Consider the following 18,262-nt stretch of genomic DNA (forward strand, 5'->3'; position numbering starts at 1 on the left):
GAGCGTCCCCTTCGGGCTGGGCGCCTGAGCCACGCGCACCGCCAGCGGTGCACCATTCACGGCGGAATCAACGCGGCGCATCATTGCACGCCGCTGCCGCCACAGCTTAGCCAGGAATCTTGCTGCCTGGCCAGTCGTCTTTCGATACGGCACTCCCCAGCGCGCCTTTGGCGCCTGTGGCCGCGCCATGGCCGCGCGCTTTCCCGGTTTTGCCTTGACAAGGAAACCAGCATGAAAAAAATCTCGATCACCGTCGGCCTCGTTTCGACCATCGCCACCGTGGGCGCCTTGCCTGCGGCCCACGCCCAATCATCCGTTGATGTGTATGGCTTGATGGATGCGGGCCTGGTGCAGGAAGGCGGCGTCAGCAAGCTCACCAGCGGCGTGTCGGCCGGCTCGCGCCTGGGCTTGCGCGGCACGGAATCGCTGGGCAATGGCTTGCAAGCCGTGTTCACCCTGGAAGCGGGTGTCCTGAGCGACACGGGCCGCTCCGACCAGGCGGGGCAATTGTTCGGCCGCCAGGCGTTTGTCGGCCTCAACAGCCCACTGGGCATGCTGACCGTGGGCCGCCAGTACAATCTGCAAAGCCAGGCGCTGACCGACGTGGCCGATCCATTCGAAGGCGGCCTGGCTGGCGCGGCGACCAACCTGGCCGGCTATTCGGCCACGCGCATCGACAATACCGTGCGCTACACCTCGCCCGAATGGCGTGGCGTCACGGCCACCGTCATGTATGGTGCCGGCGAGCACACGGGGATTGTGGCAGATCAGCGTTCGCTGGGCCTGGCCCTCGGCTATGTCAACGGTCCGCTGACCCTGCGCCTGGCGCGCCAGAGCCGTGCCGGCGAACCGGGCAAGGCCGACGTGAACAACACGATTTTGGCCGGTAACTACAACTTCGGCGTGGCCACGGCGTTTGCCGGCTATGGCCGCAACACGGGCGACGGCAGCACCATGTTCTTTGCGGAAAACCCGTACGGCGCGGCGCAGGCGCCGGCCCAGTCGACGGACAGCCGCGACGCCATCGTCGGCGTGTCCGTGCCACTGGGCGCGACGACCTTGCTGGCCTCGTACGTGCACAAGGATGACCGTGACGCAGCCAACCGCGACGCGCGGCAGCTGGCCATCGGCGCCACGTATGCCTTATCCAAGCGCAGCAAGGTGTATCTTGCCTACGCGCATATCCGCAACCGCAACGACGCCGCCTACATGGTGGGCAATGCCACCGAAGTGGGCAGCGGCAACCGCGCCTTCAACGTCGGCCTGCGCCACGCGTTTTAAGTTTTTACGCTAAGCGGGCAGCATGTTGCCTTCGAGCAGCAATGTTTCGAAGGCGGCGGCGGCCAGCGGTCGGCTGAACAGGTAGCCCTGCATCTGGTCGCAGCCGTGCTGGCGCAGGAAGGCCAGTTGCTGCGCCGTTTCCACGCCTTCGGCGATGACTTTCAGGCGCAAGCTGTGCGCCAGCGCGATGATGGCTTGCACGATGGCCGCGTCGTCGTTGCTGTGCGTGATGTCGCTGACGAATGACTTGTCGATCTTCAATACGTCGATGGGGAAATGGCGCAAGTGCGCCAGGCTTGAATAGCCAGTGCCGAAGTCATCTATCGACAGTTGCAAGCCCAGCGTCTTGAGCTTGCCCATGGTGCTGATCGCCTGTTCCACATCCTGCATCATCATGCTTTCCGTCAGCTCCAGCTCGAGGAAACGCGCTTCCAGGCCCGTCACGGCCAGAATTTCCCGCACCGATTGCAGCAAGCCGCTTTGCCGGAATTGCCGGGCAGACAAATTCACTGCCAGGCGCAAGCCACCCAGTCCCTGTCGTTGCCATGCTTTTGCCTGCGCGCACGCCGTCTGCAGCACCCACGCGCCGATGGGCACGATCAAGCCCATTTCTTCGGCCAGGTGGATGAAGTCGCCGGGCGCGATGGCGCCCAGGGTGGGGTGCTGCCAGCGCAGCAGCGCTTCCATGCCGACGATCCTGCCGCTGTCGAGTTCCACCTGCGGCTGGTAAACGAGGTGGAACTGGCCACGCTCGAGCGCATGGCGCAATTCGCTTTCCAGGCTTAAGCGGGCCAGCATGCTGGCATTCATGGCCGGCGCGTAGCTTTGCCAATGGTTGCGTCCCTGCTCCTTGGCCCGGTACATGGCGATGTCGGCATGCTTGATCAGGGTTTCCGCGCTGTCGCCATCGTCGGGATAGGTGGCCACGCCCATGCTGCATGTAAGAAAGAATTCATGGCCGCCCACCTGCAGTGGCTGGGCCACCGTGTCCAGCACGCGCTGCAGGATGAGCTGGCCAGGTTCGCTGTTCGTGTGTTGCGGCAGCAGCAGGACGAATTCGTCGCCGCCCAGGCGCGCCACCGTATCGACTTCGCGCGTGGCGGCGCGCAGGCGGTCGGCGATCAGTTTCAGCAGGGTATCGCCCGCGTCGTGGCCCAGGGTGTCATTGACGAATTTGAAACGGTCGAGGTCGATGAAGACCACCCACAGGGGCAGGGTGTTGCGGCGCGCCACGGCCATCGCCTGTTCCAACCGTTCGCGCAGCAGCAAACGGTTGGCCAGGCCCGTCAGGATATCGTGGCGGGACTGGAATTCCAGTTCCTGCTCGAAGCGCATGACGGTGCTGATGTCGTATTGCGCCACCACGAAGTGGCTGACGGCGCCATCGCCCTCGTCGCGCACGGGAGCGACGAACAGCTCGCTCCAGTAAGTGCTGCCATCCTTGCGGAAATTGCGCACGATGGCCTTGCCTTCGCGCTGTTCGTGCAGGGCTGCGCTAATGGCGTGCATGTCCTGGCGCGCATGTTCCGGCCCCTGCAGATCTTCCAGGCGCTGGCCGATGACGTCGCCGGCCGCATAGCCGGTGATGCGTTCGAAGGCGGGGTTGACGTATTCGATCAGGTAGCCCGGCGCGTCGGCGCTGCACAGGATGATGGCGTTGGCCGACACTTCGATGATGCGTTCGCGCAGGCGCAGCGACTTTTCATTGCGCATGCGCGCAGCGATATCCTCGGACAGGCGCAAATTGGCAAACTGCAGCGCCGCCGTGCGTTCGCCCGTGATGCGGGCAATGACCGAATTGCGCGACACCAGCTGATACACATAGGCTGCTGCCAGCAGGCTCGACAGCACTCCACCCAGCAGCACATACAGCGAGCCGCGATGGTTGGCGTCCAGGCCCATGCCTTTGGCCGGCAGCAGGGCGGCGCCCACGGTGTGCCCGCTGGCGTGGTACTGCAGCAGCAGCCGTGCGCTTTCCCCTTCGATCTGGCGCGCCGAGGCGTAGCACAGGGCCGTCAGGCACAACCCGAACGCCAGAGTGAGCAGGGCCGAGGTGGAAACGGAAATGGAAATGCGTTTGAAGAATGATTGCATGGTGACGTCCCGTGGCAGCGCCGGTGCCGATCCATGATCAGGCAGGCCGGGCAGTGACCGACTGTAGGGTGCGCGGCGAAATGTCGTCCGTTCGCTACCGAACGGACGGCGATGCTGACAAGAAATATAGTCGGGTCACTGTGCCAGCGCTGTGTTACGCTGCACCACATGGCGCCCCTCGTTCGGACGCCTTTCAACTATCCCCTAGCTGACGACTGGAAAACAGGAAACCTGCCCATGTCGAGTCCGCATGCCCAGCTGCACAACCCGAATCAAAACCATTTGCTCGCCGCCATGCTCGACGCCGATTTTGCGCGCCTGGCCCCCCATCTGGAGCAAGTATCGATGCTGCTCGGTGACGTGATCTACGATTCGGGCGACAAGCTGCAGCATGTGTATTTCCCCACCACGGCCATCGTTTCCATTCACTACCTGCTGGAAAATGGCGGCTCGTCGGAAATTGCCGGCGTCGGCAATGAAGGCGTCGTGGGCGTGTCGCTGTTCATGGGCGGCAACTCGACGCCGAGCCGCGCCGTCGTGCAGACGGGCGGCGTCGGCTACCGGCTCAAGGCCCACCTGCTGATGGAAGAATTCGACCGCGCCGGTCCCGTCATGCGCTTGCTGCTGCGCTATACGCAAGCCTTGATCACGCAAATGTCGCAGACGGCCGTGTGCAACCGCCACCATACGGTGGAGCAGCAGCTGTGCCGCTGGCTGCTGCTGACCATGGACCGCCTGCCGAACCGCGAGCTGACCATGACGCAGGAGTTGATTGCCAACATGCTGGGCGTGCGCCGCGAAGGCGTGACGGAAGCGGCCGGGCGTTTGCAGACGCGGGGCTTCATCAGCTACCGTCGCGGCCATATTTCCGTGCTGGACCGCGCCGGCCTCGAAGGCCATGTGTGCGAATGCTATGGCGTGGTCAAAAAGGAATTCGCGCGCCTGTTGTCGGACGTGCGCCAGCGCCAGGCGCGCTGAATACCGCATCTTCTCTCTATCGTTGTCACAGCCCAGGCTACCTCATGCAATCTGTTGAAAACATTCCTCCGCGCGCGCCGTCGCGCTGGCCCATGGCGCTGGCGTTTTCGTTCAGCGCCATCGTGCTGCTGGCCATCGGCCTGCTGGCCTGGCGCGCGCCATTCGAAACGGCCTGCGTCATCGACGCGCTGGTCTTCTTGCTGCTGATGCTGCTCGTGGCGCTGTACCGGCGCACCCTGGCGGCCAGCCTGCCGCGCCAGCTGCTCAAGGCGGGCGCCTTGCAGGATGCGATTTTCAACAGCGCCAATTTCTCGTGCATCGCCACCGATGCGCAGGGCGTGATCCAGATTTTCAACGTGGGCGCCGAACGCATGCTGGGCTATGCGGCGAGCGACGTGGTCGACAAGCTGACGCCGGCTGGTATTTCCGATGCGCAAGAAATCGTCGCGCGCGCGGCCGCCCTCAGTGCCGAACTCGATACCGTCATCACGCCTGGCGTGGAAACGCTCGTGTTCAAGGCCACGCGCGGCATCGAAGACATTTATGAACTGACGTATATCCGCAAGGATGGCAGCCGCTTCCCCGCCATCGTCTCCGTGACGGCCTTGCGCGATGCGCAAAGCAAGGTCATCGGCTACCTGCTGATCGGCACGGACAACACGGCACGCAAGCAGGTCGAGGCGGAACAGGCCTTGCTGGACCAGCGCCTGCAGGAGCAGCAGGCGTACACCCGTTCGCTGGTCGAGACCAACAATGCGGAGTTGAAGAAGGCGCGCCAGGTGGCGGAAAAGGCCAACCGCGCCAAGTCCGAATTCCTGTCGAGCATGAGCCACGAATTGCGCACGCCGCTCAATGCCGTGCTGGGCTTTGCGCAGCTGATGGCGTCCGACGTGCCGCCACCGAGCCCGCCGCAGCAGCGCTCGATCGAGCAAATCCTCAAGGGTGGCTGGTACCTCTTGCGTTTGATTAATGAAATCCTCGACCTGGCCATGATCGAATCGGGCAAGGTCACCTTGTCGCAGGAAGCCATGTCCTTGCTCGACGTGTTGCAGGATTGCCAGGCGATGATCGCGCCGCAGGCGGAAAAGCGCGGCATCCGCATGCAATTCCCCCGCTGCGGCGAAGCTTACTTCGTGCATGCGGACCGCACGCGCGTGAAACAGGTGATGGTCAACCTGCTGTCGAACGCCATCAAGTACAACCAGAGTGGCGGCGCCGTCACCGTCGACTGCAGCCAGCGTGGCGGCAAGGTGCGGGTCAGCGTGCGCGACAGCGGCGCCGGTCTCGATGCGGGCCAGGTGGCCCAGCTGTTCCAGCCCTTCAATCGCCTGGGACAGGAAAACAGCACGGAAGAGGGCACGGGCATCGGCCTCGTCGTCACCAAGCAGCTGGTCGAATTGATGGGTGGCACCATCGGCGTCGACAGCACGGTCGGCGTGGGCACCACGTTCTGGTTCGAGCTGGCCGCCAGCAGCGCGCCGGCCCTGGTGCTGGGCGACGGCGACGCGCTGCCGCAGGTGCAGGTGCCGCAGGAAAGCCAGCGCACCTTGCTGTACGTGGAAGACAATCCCGCCAATCTGGCGCTGGTGGAGCAATTGATCGCCCGCCGCAGCGATTTGAAATTGCTCACGGCCATCGATGCGCACCTGGGCATCGACCTGGCCCGCACGTATCAGCCGGACGTGATCTTGATGGACATCAACCTGCCCGGCATCAGCGGCTTTGGCGCCCTGCACATCCTGCATGACGACCCGCTGACGAGCCATATTCCCGTGATGGCCCTGTCTGCCAACGCCGTGCCGCGCGACATCGAGAAAGGCCTGGAAGCGGGCTTCTTCCGCTACCTGACCAAGCCGATCAAGGTCGTCGAATTCATGGATGCACTTGACGTGGCCCTGCACCATGCGGCCGCGCACGGCCTGGCCGACGACATTCACGCAGTACGCTAATTCAGCATTTATTTTTAGGAATACCGCCATGCTTCAAGCCACCGAGATTCTGAACGCCAGCATTCTCATCGTCGATGACCAGGAGGCGAACGTCATGCTGCTGGAACAGGTGCTGCGCAATGCCGGTTATACGCGCATCACCTCCACCATGGACCCGCAAGCCGTGCACACGCTGCACCAGCAGCACCGCTACGACCTGATCCTGCTCGACTTGCAAATGCCGGAAATGGATGGTTTTGAAGTCATGGAAGGCTTGCGCGACATCGAGGCGGGCAGCTACCTGCCCGTGCTGGTGATCACGGCCCAGCCCGGCCACAAGCTGCGCGCGCTGCAAGCGGGCGCCAAGGATTTCGTCAGCAAACCGTTCGATCTGGTGGAAGTCAAGACGCGCATCCACAACATGCTGGAAGTGCGCCTGCTGTACCAGAAACTGGCCGAATACAACAAGTCGCTGGAGCAAATGGTGGAAGAGCGCACGGCGGAGTTGCGCGAAAGCGAAGCGCGTTTCCAGCGCTTCACGGAACTGTCGTCCGACTGGTACTGGGAGCAGGATGCGCAAGGCAACCTGACGCGTTTTTCCGGCCCCGTGGCTGAAATGCTGGGCATTGGCAGCGAAGAAGAGCCGCAGCGCTGGAACGCCACTGAACGAGCGCTGCTCGACGCAAAAATCGCCGCACGTGAACCGTTTCTCGATTTCATTTACAGCCGCGCCAACCTCGACGGCAGCACGCAGTATCTGCAAGTGAGCGGCGAGCCGATGTTCGACAATGGCAGCCGCTTCATCGGCTACCGCGGCATCGGCCTCGATGTCACGGAGCGCCATCGCATTGCCTGATTTATACTGGGTGCTATCGATACTGACCAGGAAAAATCATGACTGACAAATCAACGCCGCAATACTGGTTTCCCGCCAAGACCTATGGCTGGGGCTGGGGCTTGCCCATCACCTGGCAGGGCTGGCTGGTCTTTTTGAGCGCGCTGGCGCTGTTCGCCTGCGGCGCCTTCCTGTTCCCGCCGCAAACCATGCTGGTGGGCTACATCGTCTATGAAGTGGCCATCGTTGCCGCGCTCATTTTCATCTGCCAGCTGAAGGGTGAACCGACCAGCTGGCGCTGGGGCAAGAAGAAGTAAGGGCGATGTACAAAGACGACACCTGCAAGAAATCATCTGGCCGCGCGGCGTGAACCGCGTATAATTGGCTCGCTGCCGCAAGGCGGCAAACGCTAGGGGTCCTGCCTTTCGCTGTGGAAACACGGTGCAAGCGCGGGTGAGAAATACCCTCCGAACCTGATCTGGATAATGCCAGCGAAGGGAAGCTTTAGGATGAACGCACCCCGCTTTTCCGCGTGCGTAATTCCGAACCTCCTTAGCTGGCTCCAGGCTTAAAAATAGTCTAGCCAAGGAGCCAAAATGAACGCCAACCCGAAATTTCTCTCCGCCACCGCCACGGTCGACGAAGCCGCCATCGCGCCGCTGCCCAATTCGCGCAAGATCTATGTTGAAGGCAGCCGTCCCGACATCCGTGTACCCATGCGCGAGATCAGCCAGTCCGACACGGAAGCGTCGTTCGGCGGCGAAAAGAATCCGCCGATCTACGTCTACGACACCTCCGGCCCGTACACGGACCCGGACGTGCAGATCGATATCCGCTCGGGCCTCGATACGCCGCGCCTGCCGTGGATCATGGAGCGTGCCGACACGGAAGAATTGCCCGGCCCGACCTCCGACTACGGCATCGCCCGCCTGGCGGACCCGAAGCTGGCCGAGCTGCGTTTCAACTTGCACCGCAAGCCGCGCCGCGCCATCGCCGGCAAGAACGTGACGCAAATGCATTACGCGAGGCGCGGCATCATCACGCCGGAAATGGAGTTCGTCGCCATCCGCGAAAACATGCGCCGCCAGGAATATTTGCGCGAGCTGAAAGCCTCCGGCCCCATGGGCGAGCGCCTGGCCGACCTGATGGGCCGCCAGCATCCGGGCCAGTCGTTTGGCGCCAGCATCCCGGCGGAAATCACGCCTGAATTCGTGCGCGAGGAAATCGCCCGCGGCCGCGCCATCATCCCCGCCAACATCAACCACCCGGAAGTCGAGCCGATGATTATCGGCCGCAATTTCCTCGTGAAAATCAACGCGAATATCGGCAACTCCGCCGTCACCTCGTCGATAGGCGAGGAAGTGGAAAAGATGACCTGGGCCATCCGCTGGGGCGGCGACAACGTGATGGATCTGTCCACAGGCAAGCACATCCACGAAACGCGCGAATGGATCGTGCGCAACAGCCCCGTGCCGATCGGCACCGTACCGATTTACCAGGCGCTGGAAAAGGTCAATGGCAAGGCCGAAGATTTAACTTGGGAAATCTTCCGCGATACTCTCATTGAACAGGCCGAGCAGGGCGTCGATTATTTCACCATCCACGCAGGCGTGCTGCTGCGCTATGTGCCGATGACGGCCAAGCGCCTGACGGGCATCGTCTCGCGCGGCGGCTCCATCATGGCGAAATGGTGCCTGGCGCATCACCAGGAATCGTTCCTGTACACGCATTTCGAAGAGATCTGCGAAATCATGAAGGCGTATGACGTGTCGTTTTCGCTGGGCGACGGCTTGCGTCCCGGCTCCATCTATGACGCCAACGACGAGGCGCAGCTGGGCGAGCTGAAAACCCTGGGTGAGCTGACGCAAGTCGCCTGGAAGCACGACGTGCAGGTGATGATCGAGGGGCCGGGCCACGTGCCTATGCAGTTGATCAAGGAAAACATGGACTTGCAGCTGGAACAGTGCGGCGAAGCGCCGTTCTATACGCTGGGGCCGCTGACCACCGATATTGCGCCCGGCTACGACCACATCACCTCGGGCATCGGCGCGGCCATGATCGGCTGGTACGGCACGGCCATGCTGTGCTACGTGACGCCGAAGGAACACCTGGGCCTGCCCAACAAGGCCGATGTGAAAGACGGCATCATCACCTACAAGATTGCGGCGCACGCGGCCGACCTGGCCAAGGGCCATCCGGGCGCGCAAATCCGCGACAACGCCCTGTCGAAAGCCCGCTTTGAATTCCGCTGGGATGACCAGTTCAATATCGGCCTGGACCCGGACAAGGCGCGCGAATTCCACGATGAAACCCTGCCCAAGGATTCGGCCAAGGTGGCGCATTTCTGCTCCATGTGCGGCCCGCATTTCTGCTCGATGAAGATCACGCAGGAAGTGCGCGAATACGCGGCCGGCATGGGGATCGCGGAAGACAAGGCGCTCAAGCAGGGCATGGAAATCAAGGCCATCGAATTCATCAAGAACGGCGCCGAGCTGTACCGCAAGGTCTGAAGGAGAGCGTGATGCCTGCATTGATATCCATCACGCTCAACGGCGCACCGCACCAGGTGCCGCCGGGGCAAACCCTCGACCAATTGATCGCCGCGCTGTCGCTGGAAAACCAGGCGCTGGCGCTGGCCGTCAACCGCAACGTCGTGCCGCGCAAGGCGTGGCCGGGGCAGGTTTTGCAGGTACACGACCAGGTTGAAATAGTACGCGCCATCGGCGGCGGCTGAACTAAGGAAAAAGCAATGAACAGTAATAACAACGACCTGCTGACCATCGCAGGCAAACAGTATCAATCGCGCTTGCTGGTGGGCAGCGGCAAGTACAAGGATTTGCCGCAGACGCGCGAAGCGACGGATGCGGCCGAGGCGCAGATCATCACGGTGGCGATCCGCAGGGTGAATATCGGGCAAGACCCGAACGCGCCCAGCCTGCTCGACTTCGTGCCGCCCGACCAGTACACGATACTGCCGAACACGGCCGGCTGCTACAACGCCAAAGATGCCGTCTACACCCTGCAACTGGCGCGCGAGCTTCTGGGCGGGCGCAATCTCGTAAAGCTGGAAGTACTCGGTGATGAAAAGACCCTGTTTCCGCACATGCCGGAAACGTTGATTGCGGCCGAAGCGCTGGTCAAGGATGGCTTTGACGTGATGGTCTACTGCAGCGACGACCCGATCCAGGCGAAGATACTGGAAGACATCGGCTGCGTGGCCGTCATGCCGCTCGCGTCCCTGATCGGCTCGGGCATGGGCATCTTGAATCCGTGGAACTTGTCGCTGATCATCGACCAGGCGAAAGTGCCCGTGCTCGTCGATGCCGGCGTGGGCACGGCGTCCGATGCGGCCATTGCCATGGAACTCGGTTGCGATGGCGTGCTGATGAATACAGCCATTGCCGGCGCGCGCGACCCCGTGCGCATGGCGCGTGCGATGAAGCTGGCCGTGCGGGCAGGTCGCGAAGCATTTCTGGCGGGCCGCATGCCGCGCAAGTTTGCCGCCTCGCCATCGTCGCCGATGGCGGGCCGCCTGGCGTGATGGCGCCGATGCGTGTCACTGTGCTGGTGTTTGCCGGTGCCGACCCGTCGGGCGGCGCCGGCATCGCCGCCGATATCGTGGCCATTGCCGCGCAGGGCGCGCATGCCTTGCCCGTCATCACGGCCTTGACGGTGCAGGACAACGACAGGGTTTTTGGCGTGCAGGCGGTGGTGCCGGAGCTATTGCGCCGGCAGGCGCTGGCCCTGATCGACAAGATGGCCATTCACGCCGTGAAGATCGGCATTCCCGGCAGCGCCGCGAATGCAGCCGTCATTGCGCAGCTGATCGCGCAAATGCGGCTGGCCCGCCCAGGCTTGCCTGTCGTGCTCGACCCCGTGTTGGCCAGCGGCCATGGCGACGTGCTCAGCCGGGACGACGCCGTGCTGGCGCTGGCGCCCTTGCTGCCGGTGACCACCGTCATCGTACCGAACGGGCCGGAAGCGGCGGCCCTCGGTGGCGCAGAAAACTTGCGCACGCAAGGCTGTCGGAACGTGCTGGTGACGGGCGGCCATGGCGACGGCGAGGTGATCGTCAACCGCTGGGTCGATGGTGAGGGCAGGGAGCGCGAGTGGCGCTGGCCCCGTCTTCCCGGCGAATTTCACGGCAGCGGCTGCACCCTGGCGTCGGCCATCGCGGCGCGCCTGGCATTGGGCCAGGCATTGCCCGAGGCGCTCGATGGCGCGCAACGTTATTGCCATGCGGCCCTGGCCGGCGCGTATGCGATTGCGCCAGGTCAACTCATGCCGCAACGATTCATTCAATAAGGAAAACATCATGCGTGGACTGTATCTGGTCACCCCGAACTGGGACGACACCGACCGCCTGCTCGACGTGAGCGAGCAAGCCTTGCAGGAAGGCGTGGCCCTGCTGCAATACCGCCACAAGAGCGCCGAGGCGGAGCAACGGCGCGAACAGGCGGGCGCCTTGCTGGCACTGGCCCGCAAATATGGCGTGCCTTTCATCATCAATGATTTTATCGAGCTGTGCGAAGAACTCGACGCGGACGGCGTGCACGTGGGCGGCACGGATGCGTCCGTGGCGCAGGTGCGCGCGCGCCTGGGCAAGGACAAGATCGTCGGCGCCTCGTGCTATGGCGACATGGCCCTGGCAAGGACGGCCGAGGCGGGCGGCGCCAGCTACGTCGCCTTCGGCGGCTTTTATCCGTCGCTGGTAAAAAAATACCCGCTCACGACACCATTGGATATCGTGCTGCAAGCCAAGCGCGAGATCGCCTTGCCCTGCGTGGTGATCGGCGGCATGACGCCGGAGAACGCGGCGCCGCTGGCCGCGCGCGGCGCCGACATGGTGGCGGCCATCACTAGCGTCTATCAAGCGGACGATGTGGATATTGCGGTGCAGCAATTCAATCACTTGTTTGCGGCATGAGCATGGGCGTGCAGGGCTGGTTTGGGGCAGTAATCGGCATATAATATGAGCATCATTCATTACCGAGGTCCCCCACCCATGAGTCAGCCAGCCGCCGCGAAACGCCTTATCCTGATCGTTGACGATGACCAGCTCCTGTTGGAATTCCTCGGCGAAGTCCTGCGCCATGCCGGCTACGAGACGGCCCTGGCCCATTCGGCCGAAGTGGCGTTGCAGCTGATCGCCCAGCGCGAGCCGGATCTGGCCTTGCTCGACATCCATATGCCGGGCATGTCCGGCCTGGAACTGGCCAAGCGCCTGCATGGCGAAACGGCCGTGCCATTCATGTTCCTGTCCGGCAGCGGCGACAGCGAATCGGGCAAGCAGGCGGCCGCCTACGGCGCGGTCGGTTACGTGGTGAAACCCGTCGATGAAGCCCGCTTGATGCCCGCCTTCGAAGCGGGCCTGGCGCGCGCCGATGAAATCCGCCAGCTGCGCCGCACCGAGCTGAACCTGAACGCGGCCCTGGCCGCCGGCCGCGAAACGAGTCTGGCCGTGGGCTTGCTGATGGGCAAATTCCAGACGGACCGCAACACGGCTTTCGAAGTGCTGCGCGACCACGCCCGTTCCAGCCGCCGCAAGATCAATGAAATCGCCAGCCAGCTGCTGCTGGCCGAGGAAACCCTGAACGGCTTGCACGGCGCCTTCCTCAACCGCGCGAAAGCCAAGTAAACGTTTCAACCATACACAGGACACACATGAAAACCAAAGCAGCGATTGCATGGAAGGCCGGCGCGCCTTTGACCATCGAAGAAGTCGACCTGGCCGGCCCGCGCGAGGGCGAAGTACTGGTCGAAATCAAGGCCACCGGCATTTGCCACACCGATTACTACACCCTGTCGGGCGCCGATCCGGAAGGCATCTTCCCATCCATCCTCGGCCATGAAGGCGCCGGCATCGTCGTCGACGTGGGGCCGGGCGTGAAAAGCCTGAAAAAGGATGACCACGTCATTCCCCTGTACACGCCGGAATGCCGCCAGTGCAAATTCTGCCTGTCGCAAAAAACCAATTTGTGCCAGTCGATCCGCTCGACCCAGGGCCGCGGCCTGATGCCGGACGCGACCTCGCGCTTTTCCATCGATGGCAAGCCCATCTTCCACTACATGGGCACCTCGACTTTCTCGAACTACATTGTCGTGCCGGAAATTGCTCTCGCCAAGATCCGCGAAGACGCACCGTTCGATAAAGTCTGCTACATCGGCTGCGGCGTCACCACCGGCGTGGGCGCCGTGCTGTTTACGGCCAAGGTCGAGGCGGGCGCCAACGTGGTCGTGTTCGGCCTGGGCGGCATCGGCTTGAACGTGATCCAGGCAGCGAAAATGGTCGGCGCGGACAAGATCATCGGCGTCGACATCAACCCGGCGCGCCAGGACATCGCGCGCAAGTTCGGCATGACGCATTTCGTCAACGCCAACGAGGTGGAAAACGTGGTCGACACCATCGTGCAGCTGACGGACGGCGGCGCCGACTATTCGTTTGAATGCATCGGCAACACCACCACCATGCGCCAGTCGCTCGAGTGCTGCCACAAGGGCTGGGGCCAGTCCATCATCATCGGCGTGGCGGCGGCCGGCCAGGAAATTTCCACGCGTCCATTCCAGCTGGTGACGGGGCGCGTGTGGAAAGGCTCCGCTTTCGGCGGCGCGCGCGGCCGTACGGACGTGCCAAAGATCGTCGACTGGTATATGGAAGGCAAGCTCAATATCGACGATTTGATCACGCACCGTTTGAAGCTCGATGACATCAACCAGGGTTTTGACCTGATGAAGAGCGGTGAATCGATCCGCTCCGTCGTGTTGTACTAATATAAATACGCCGTACCACGGCGTTTTGCGGAGGCTGCGGCCTCCGTTTTTTTTTGCCCGCTTGCCATCCATCGTCCATGTCTGCCATCCAGGCAGGTCTTTTTGCAGCCTGTCGCATCGCGCTGGAGCCGTGCTCCACCCGTCGCTAAAGTCAATGCTCCACTACTTTTGCGACGAGGCAGCCATGTCCACTTCCCACCGTTTGATCCTCAGCCTGGCAGGCATCCTGCTTGGCGGCAGCGCGCTGGCCGTGCAGCCGCCGCAGCCTCCCGCGCCACCGGCCCCGCCAGCGGCGCCCAGCGTGCAGGTCAGCCGTTCGCTCGACAAGGGCGAAAGCTATGCGCTCGTCGATGGCGCCACGGATAGCGAGGGCGTCATCGTCGTCGACAGCGATATCCACTCGCAGCAGGTGGAAAAGCTCAAGCGCTCGATCAAGGGGCCGTTCCTGTGGTTCCGCGACCAGGGCCAGGCCTATGTGCTGCAGGATGCGGCCTTGCTGGGCAAGGTGCGCACGGCATGGCAGCCCTCGAGACAGCTCGGCAAGGAGATGAGTGCGCTCGGCGATCAAATGGGCGCGCACGGCAAGGCCATGGGCGAAATGGGCCGCAAGATGGGTGCCCGCAGCCTGGAAAAAGGCAGCGCGCGCGAGTCGGAGCAGTTGCGCGCGCTGGGCCGCCAGCAGCAGGAACTGGGCCGCAAGCTTGGCGACGCCTCGCGCCGCCAGGCGCTGGCGACGAGCGACACGGCGCGCCGCGCGGCCGAGCGCGACGTGGAGCGCCTGCAGCAGCAGATGGAAGATGCGCAGGAAGAGATGGAAGAGATCAACGACCGCATCGCCGATGTGCATGAGCGCGAGGCCGAGAAAGTGGAGCAGATGTCGCGCCAGATGGAACAGCGCAGCAAGCCGATGGAAGCGCTGGGCAAGCAAATGGGCGACCTGGGCCGCCAGCAGGAAAAAGTCGTCAAGATCGCCGACAAGACCACGCGCCAGGTAATCGCCCAGGCGCTCAGCGAAGGCAAGGCAAAACTGGTGCGCTGAGTGCTGTGCCGAATCAGCGGGCCAGCGGCTTGCGCATCAGGCAGCGCAGCGCCGGATCGTGCCCGTCCTGCGCTTCGCGCGCCAGCTTGAGCGCATGCCCAGCGCCCAGCGCCACGGCCTCGATTTCGCTGAAGCCATGGCGCGCATAGTAGGGCGCGTTCCATGGCAGGTGGCGATACGTGCTCAGTGTCAGCCAGGCGCAGCCCAGCGCCCGGGCATGGGCCGCCGCCGCGTCGAGCAGGCGCGCGCCCAGTCCCTGCCGTTGCTGCGGCAGTGCAACGGACAATTCCACGATGAACAACTGGCCGTCGAGCGGCTGGGCGGCCAGGAAACCCGCTGGCGCATCCTGCCCATCGGCGGCCACCCACACGCCGCCATCCTGCTGCAGCGCCTGCAAGGTCTCCAGTGGCAAGGGTTCGCCATGCGCCAGCCAGGCCAGTTCGGGGCCGGCCTGGGCAAACAGGATTGCGGCGCTGCGTTCGACCTGGGCCAGCAACGGCAGGTCGGCACGGGTGGCCGCGCGGATGGTGTTGCTCATGGCGTGTTCCACGCGGCCGCCACGGCGCAATATTGTGCCGGCAACCGCTCCCTGGCGTCGTCCTCGCTGGCATACACGTCATCCTGCACGGTTTCCCACTGCGCGTCGCAGCTGAAACGGTAGACTGGCGCTTCGTCCCCGTAGCGGCACACGGCCAGGCCGTGGATGGCGGTGGGGGCGGCGCCATCTTCACTGGCGACATGGCCGAAGGGCAGGTCGGACCAGGCCCAGGCCAGTACGCGGGCGCCGTCGAGGTGGGTCGGTGGTGTCATGGGATACAGGCTGCTGTGTCGGGACGCCGATTGTAGCGCGCACATGGAAAACTGGCGCGACCGCTGGACAAATGCACAGTATTTTTAGCCATGCCGGTATAATCACGGGATGCAAAATCTTCTTCACAACCTCAATCCCGAACAATTGGCTGCCGTCACCTTGCCGGCGCAACATGCGCTGATCCTGGCAGGCGCCGGTTCGGGCAAGACCCGCGTGCTGACCACCCGCATCGCGTGGCTGATCCAGACCCAGCAGGTATCGCCGCCCGGCATCCTGGCCGTGACGTTTACCAATAAAGCCGCCAAGGAAATGCTCACGCGATTGTCGGCCATGCTGCCGATCAATACGCGCGGCATGTGGATCGGCACCTTCCACGGCCTGTGCAACCGCTTGCTGCGTACGCATTACCGCGACGCGGCCTTGCCGCAAACGTTCCAGATCCTCGACTCGCAGGATCAATTGTCGGTGATCAAGCGCTTGTTGAAGGCAAACAACATCGATGATGAAAAATTCCCGCCGAAGACGGTGATGTATTTCATCAACAATGCCAAGGACCAGGGCTTGCGCGCCACGGACGTGGAAGCGTACGACGCGCACGAGCGCAAGATGGTCGAGCTGTACCAGCTGTACGATGACCAGTGCCAGCGCGAAGGCGTCGTCGATTTTGCGGAATTGCTGCTGCGCACGTATGAATTGCTGAGCCGCAACCAGCCCTTGCGTGAACACTATCAGGCGCGCTTCCGCCACATTCTGGTGGACGAGTTCCAGGATACGAACAACCTGCAATACAACTGGCTCAAATTGCTGGCTGGCCACGGCAGCCGCGATGGCGGCGCCCTGTTTGCCGTCGGCGACGATGACCAGAGCATCTACGCCTTCCGCGGCGCCAACGTGGGCAATATGAGCGCCTTTGAGCACGAGTTCCAGGTCAAGAACTTGATCAAGCTGGAGCAGAACTACCGCTCGCATGGTCACATCCTCGACAGCGCCAACGTGTTGATCGCAAACAACAGCAAGCGCCTGGGCAAGAATCTGCGCACGGATGCGGGCCATGGCGAGCAGGTGCGCGTGTATGAAGCCAGTTCCGACCTGCAGGAAGCGCAGTGGATCATCGAAGAGGCGAAAAGCCTGATCGCCGATGGCGCTTCGCGCAGCGAAATCGCGATTCTGTACCGTTCGAATGCGCAGTCGCGCGTGATCGAACATGCGCTGTTTTCGGCCGCGATTCCATATCACGTGTATGGCGGCCAGCGCTACTTCCAGCGCGCCGAGGTCAAGCACGCGATTGCCTATTTGCAGTTGATGGACAATCCGCACAACGATTCGGCCTTCTTGCGCGTGGTCAACTTCCCCACGCGCGGCATCGGCATGCGCTCAATCGAGCAATTGCAGGCCGCCTCGGAACAGTACGGCATTTCGCTGTACGCCTCCGTGCCGTATGTGGCGGGCAAGGCGGGCAGCGTGCTGGCCGGCTTCGTCAAGCTGATCGAAGGCGTGCGCTTTGAAACGCAGCAATTGTCCTTGCCGGAAATGGTCAGAGTGGTGCTGGAAGCGAGTACCTTGCTGCAGCATTACCAGAATGAAAAGGAAGGCGCCGACCGCATCGAGAACTTGGAGCAGATGGTCAGCGCGGCCAGCCAGTTCATTTCCGAGGAAGGTTTCGGCCAGGGCGCACCGGCCCATCTGGGCCCTGCCGCCCAGGCGCAGTCGGGCGCGCCCGTCGTCAACCAGGATGGCATCGAAATTTTAGATGCGGATGCGCCGCTGCCGGCCGTGATGTCGCCGCTCTCCGCCTTCCTGTCGCATGCGTCGCTGGAAGCGGGTGACAACCAGGCGCAGGCGGGCCAGGATGCGCTGCAGATGATGACGGTGCACTCGGCCAAGGGCCTGGAATTCGACAACGTGTTCATCACGGGCCTGGAAGAAGGCCTGTTCCCGCACGAAAGCAGCTCGAAGGAAGACAATGGCGTGGAAGAAGAACGCCGGCTGATGTACGTGGCCATCACGCGCGCGCGCAAGCGGCTGTACATGAGTTTTTCGCAGACGCGCATGCTGCACGGCCAGACGCGCTACAACATGAAGTCGCGTTTCTTTGATGAATTGCCGGAAGAATCGCTGAAATGGCTGTCGCCGAAAGTGCAGGCAAACTGGTTCGGCAACCGCAAGTCGGCCTGGGACGAGGCACCGCGTGTGGCCAGCCTGGGGTCGGACAATGCGATTGCACAAAAGATCGCACAAAAAGCCACGGGCGGCGGCTGGCGCATCGGTGAATCGGTGGCGCACGCCAAGTTCGGCGAAGGCGTGATCGTCAACATCGAAGGCGGCGGCGGCAATGCGCGCGCGCAGATCAATTTCGGACAGCACGGCATGAAGGTGCTGGATCTGGGGATTGCGAAGCTGGAACGGCTGTGAAGGTAACCCGGCACCACTGCGGGTGCTAACAATGTTGTCGGATTACGCGTGGCCTCGGCCCCGCTAATCCGACCTACTGGCCGGTCGCGTAGGTCGGATTACGCGGCCGACCA

17 protein-coding genes and 1 riboswitch are annotated in these 18,262 nt (G+C 63.0%); of the genes, 14 read left to right on the forward strand and 3 right to left on the reverse strand.

Features of this window, described 5'->3' with window-relative positions; translation table 11 throughout:
- The first annotated feature begins 231 nt into the window (after positions 1-231).
- Positions 232-1,281 carry a porin gene (locus FG13_RS22870; protein ID WP_035824610.1) on the forward strand — a complete coding sequence of 350 codons (1,050 nt, stop codon included), beginning with the start codon at positions 232-234 and terminating at the stop codon, positions 1,279-1,281.
- Positions 1,282-1,290: 9 nt separating this feature from the next.
- Here the strand turns inward: FG13_RS22870 and FG13_RS22875 are convergent, their stop codons facing one another.
- Positions 1,291-3,375 carry a putative bifunctional diguanylate cyclase/phosphodiesterase gene (locus tag FG13_RS22875; RefSeq protein ID WP_051959368.1) on the reverse strand — a complete coding sequence of 695 codons (2,085 nt, stop codon included), beginning with the start codon at positions 3,373-3,375 and terminating at the stop codon, positions 1,291-1,293.
- Between the two features lie 237 nt (positions 3,376-3,612).
- Here FG13_RS22875 and FG13_RS22880 point away from each other — a divergent pair, with 237 nt between their 5' ends.
- From FG13_RS22880 to FG13_RS22935, 12 genes are all read left to right on the forward strand, one after another.
- Positions 3,613-4,353: a Crp/Fnr family transcriptional regulator gene (locus tag FG13_RS22880; RefSeq protein ID WP_035824612.1), complete on the forward strand. Its 741-nt coding sequence runs from the start codon at positions 3,613-3,615 to the stop codon at positions 4,351-4,353.
- Between the two features lie 44 nt (positions 4,354-4,397).
- Entirely contained in the window at positions 4,398-6,302 is a 1,905-nt protein-coding gene (locus tag FG13_RS22885) for a PAS domain-containing hybrid sensor histidine kinase/response regulator (protein WP_235211791.1), read from the forward strand.
- Between the two features lie 28 nt (positions 6,303-6,330).
- Complete coding sequence (locus tag FG13_RS22890; protein ID WP_035824615.1) at positions 6,331-7,137, forward strand: response regulator; 807 nt, start codon at positions 6,331-6,333, stop codon at positions 7,135-7,137.
- Between the two features lie 38 nt (positions 7,138-7,175).
- Positions 7,176-7,433 carry a hypothetical protein gene (locus FG13_RS22895; RefSeq protein ID WP_035824618.1) on the forward strand — a complete coding sequence of 86 codons (258 nt, stop codon included), beginning with the start codon at positions 7,176-7,178 and terminating at the stop codon, positions 7,431-7,433.
- An 84-nt stretch (positions 7,434-7,517) separates the two neighbouring features.
- Positions 7,518-7,633: riboswitch (TPP riboswitch) on the forward strand.
- 79 nt (positions 7,634-7,712) lie between these two features.
- Positions 7,713-9,626, forward strand: a complete 1,914-nt coding sequence (gene thiC, locus FG13_RS22900; RefSeq protein WP_035824620.1) for a phosphomethylpyrimidine synthase ThiC — start codon at positions 7,713-7,715, stop codon at positions 9,624-9,626.
- 20 nt (positions 9,627-9,646) lie between these two features.
- Complete coding sequence (gene thiS, locus FG13_RS22905) at positions 9,647-9,850, forward strand: sulfur carrier protein ThiS (protein ID WP_035828624.1); 204 nt, start codon at positions 9,647-9,649, stop codon at positions 9,848-9,850.
- Between the two features lie 15 nt (positions 9,851-9,865).
- Positions 9,866-10,657 carry a thiazole synthase gene (locus tag FG13_RS22910; RefSeq protein ID WP_035824622.1) on the forward strand — a complete coding sequence of 264 codons (792 nt, stop codon included), beginning with the start codon at positions 9,866-9,868 and terminating at the stop codon, positions 10,655-10,657.
- Positions 10,658-10,665: 8 nt separating this feature from the next.
- Entirely contained in the window at positions 10,666-11,421 is a 756-nt protein-coding gene (thiD, locus tag FG13_RS22915) for a bifunctional hydroxymethylpyrimidine kinase/phosphomethylpyrimidine kinase (protein ID WP_035828625.1), read from the forward strand.
- Positions 11,422-11,431: 10 nt separating this feature from the next.
- The gene (gene thiE / locus FG13_RS22920) at positions 11,432-12,043 is read left to right on the forward strand and encodes a thiamine phosphate synthase (RefSeq protein WP_035824624.1); all 612 of its coding nucleotides are present in this window, start codon (positions 11,432-11,434) and stop codon (positions 12,041-12,043) included.
- A 78-nt stretch (positions 12,044-12,121) separates the two neighbouring features.
- Entirely contained in the window at positions 12,122-12,754 is a 633-nt protein-coding gene (locus FG13_RS22925; protein WP_035824626.1) for an ANTAR domain-containing response regulator, read from the forward strand.
- Positions 12,755-12,780: 26 nt separating this feature from the next.
- Positions 12,781-13,887: an S-(hydroxymethyl)glutathione dehydrogenase/class III alcohol dehydrogenase gene (locus FG13_RS22930; RefSeq protein WP_035824628.1), complete on the forward strand. Its 1,107-nt coding sequence runs from the start codon at positions 12,781-12,783 to the stop codon at positions 13,885-13,887.
- A 184-nt stretch (positions 13,888-14,071) separates the two neighbouring features.
- Entirely contained in the window at positions 14,072-14,926 is an 855-nt protein-coding gene (locus tag FG13_RS22935; RefSeq protein WP_152598843.1) for a hypothetical protein, read from the forward strand.
- A gap of 13 nt (positions 14,927-14,939) precedes the next feature.
- Here the strand turns inward: FG13_RS22935 and FG13_RS22940 are convergent, their stop codons facing one another.
- Both FG13_RS22940 and FG13_RS22945 read right to left on the reverse strand, forming a co-directional pair.
- The gene (locus tag FG13_RS22940; RefSeq protein WP_035824632.1) at positions 14,940-15,464 is read right to left on the reverse strand and encodes a GNAT family N-acetyltransferase; all 525 of its coding nucleotides are present in this window, start codon (positions 15,462-15,464) and stop codon (positions 14,940-14,942) included.
- A complete protein-coding gene (locus FG13_RS22945; RefSeq protein ID WP_035824634.1) occupies positions 15,461-15,736 on the reverse strand; it encodes a hypothetical protein in 276 nt (91 codons plus the stop codon). Before FG13_RS22945 ends, FG13_RS22940 begins: the two co-directional genes overlap by 4 nt.
- A gap of 109 nt (positions 15,737-15,845) precedes the next feature.
- Here FG13_RS22945 and FG13_RS22950 point away from each other — a divergent pair, with 109 nt between their 5' ends.
- Positions 15,846-18,149 (forward strand): UvrD-helicase domain-containing protein, encoded by a 2,304-nt coding sequence (locus FG13_RS22950; RefSeq protein WP_034749150.1) that lies wholly within the window; start codon positions 15,846-15,848, stop codon positions 18,147-18,149.
- The last annotated feature ends 113 nt before the right edge of the window (positions 18,150-18,262 follow it).

It is taken from the genome of Janthinobacterium sp. RA13, assembly GCF_000745325.1.
GTDB lineage: Bacteria > Pseudomonadota > Gammaproteobacteria > Burkholderiales > Burkholderiaceae_D > Janthinobacterium > Janthinobacterium rivuli.

Coding starts and splice junctions, on each gene's coding strand:
- FG13_RS22870 (WP_035824610.1), top strand. CDS start 232: ATGAAAAAAATCTCGATCACCGTCGGCCTCGTTTCGACCATCGCCACC.
- FG13_RS22875 (WP_051959368.1), bottom strand. CDS start 3,375: ATGCAATCATTCTTCAAACGCATTTCCATTTCCGTTTCCACCTCGGCC.
- FG13_RS22880 (WP_035824612.1), top strand. CDS start 3,613: ATGTCGAGTCCGCATGCCCAGCTGCACAACCCGAATCAAAACCATTTG.
- FG13_RS22885 (WP_235211791.1), top strand. CDS start 4,398: ATGCAATCTGTTGAAAACATTCCTCCGCGCGCGCCGTCGCGCTGGCCC.
- FG13_RS22890 (WP_035824615.1), top strand. CDS start 6,331: ATGCTTCAAGCCACCGAGATTCTGAACGCCAGCATTCTCATCGTCGAT.
- FG13_RS22895 (WP_035824618.1), top strand. CDS start 7,176: ATGACTGACAAATCAACGCCGCAATACTGGTTTCCCGCCAAGACCTAT.
- thiC (WP_035824620.1), top strand. CDS start 7,713: ATGAACGCCAACCCGAAATTTCTCTCCGCCACCGCCACGGTCGACGAA.
- FG13_RS22910 (WP_035824622.1), top strand. CDS start 9,866: ATGAACAGTAATAACAACGACCTGCTGACCATCGCAGGCAAACAGTAT.
- thiD (WP_035828625.1), top strand. CDS start 10,666: ATGCGTGTCACTGTGCTGGTGTTTGCCGGTGCCGACCCGTCGGGCGGC.
- thiE (WP_035824624.1), top strand. CDS start 11,432: ATGCGTGGACTGTATCTGGTCACCCCGAACTGGGACGACACCGACCGC.
- FG13_RS22925 (WP_035824626.1), top strand. CDS start 12,122: ATGAGTCAGCCAGCCGCCGCGAAACGCCTTATCCTGATCGTTGACGAT.
- FG13_RS22930 (WP_035824628.1), top strand. CDS start 12,781: ATGAAAACCAAAGCAGCGATTGCATGGAAGGCCGGCGCGCCTTTGACC.
- FG13_RS22935 (WP_152598843.1), top strand. CDS start 14,072: ATGTCCACTTCCCACCGTTTGATCCTCAGCCTGGCAGGCATCCTGCTT.
- FG13_RS22940 (WP_035824632.1), bottom strand. CDS start 15,464: ATGAGCAACACCATCCGCGCGGCCACCCGTGCCGACCTGCCGTTGCTG.
- FG13_RS22945 (WP_035824634.1), bottom strand. CDS start 15,736: ATGACACCACCGACCCACCTCGACGGCGCCCGCGTACTGGCCTGGGCC.
- FG13_RS22950 (WP_034749150.1), top strand. CDS start 15,846: ATGCAAAATCTTCTTCACAACCTCAATCCCGAACAATTGGCTGCCGTC.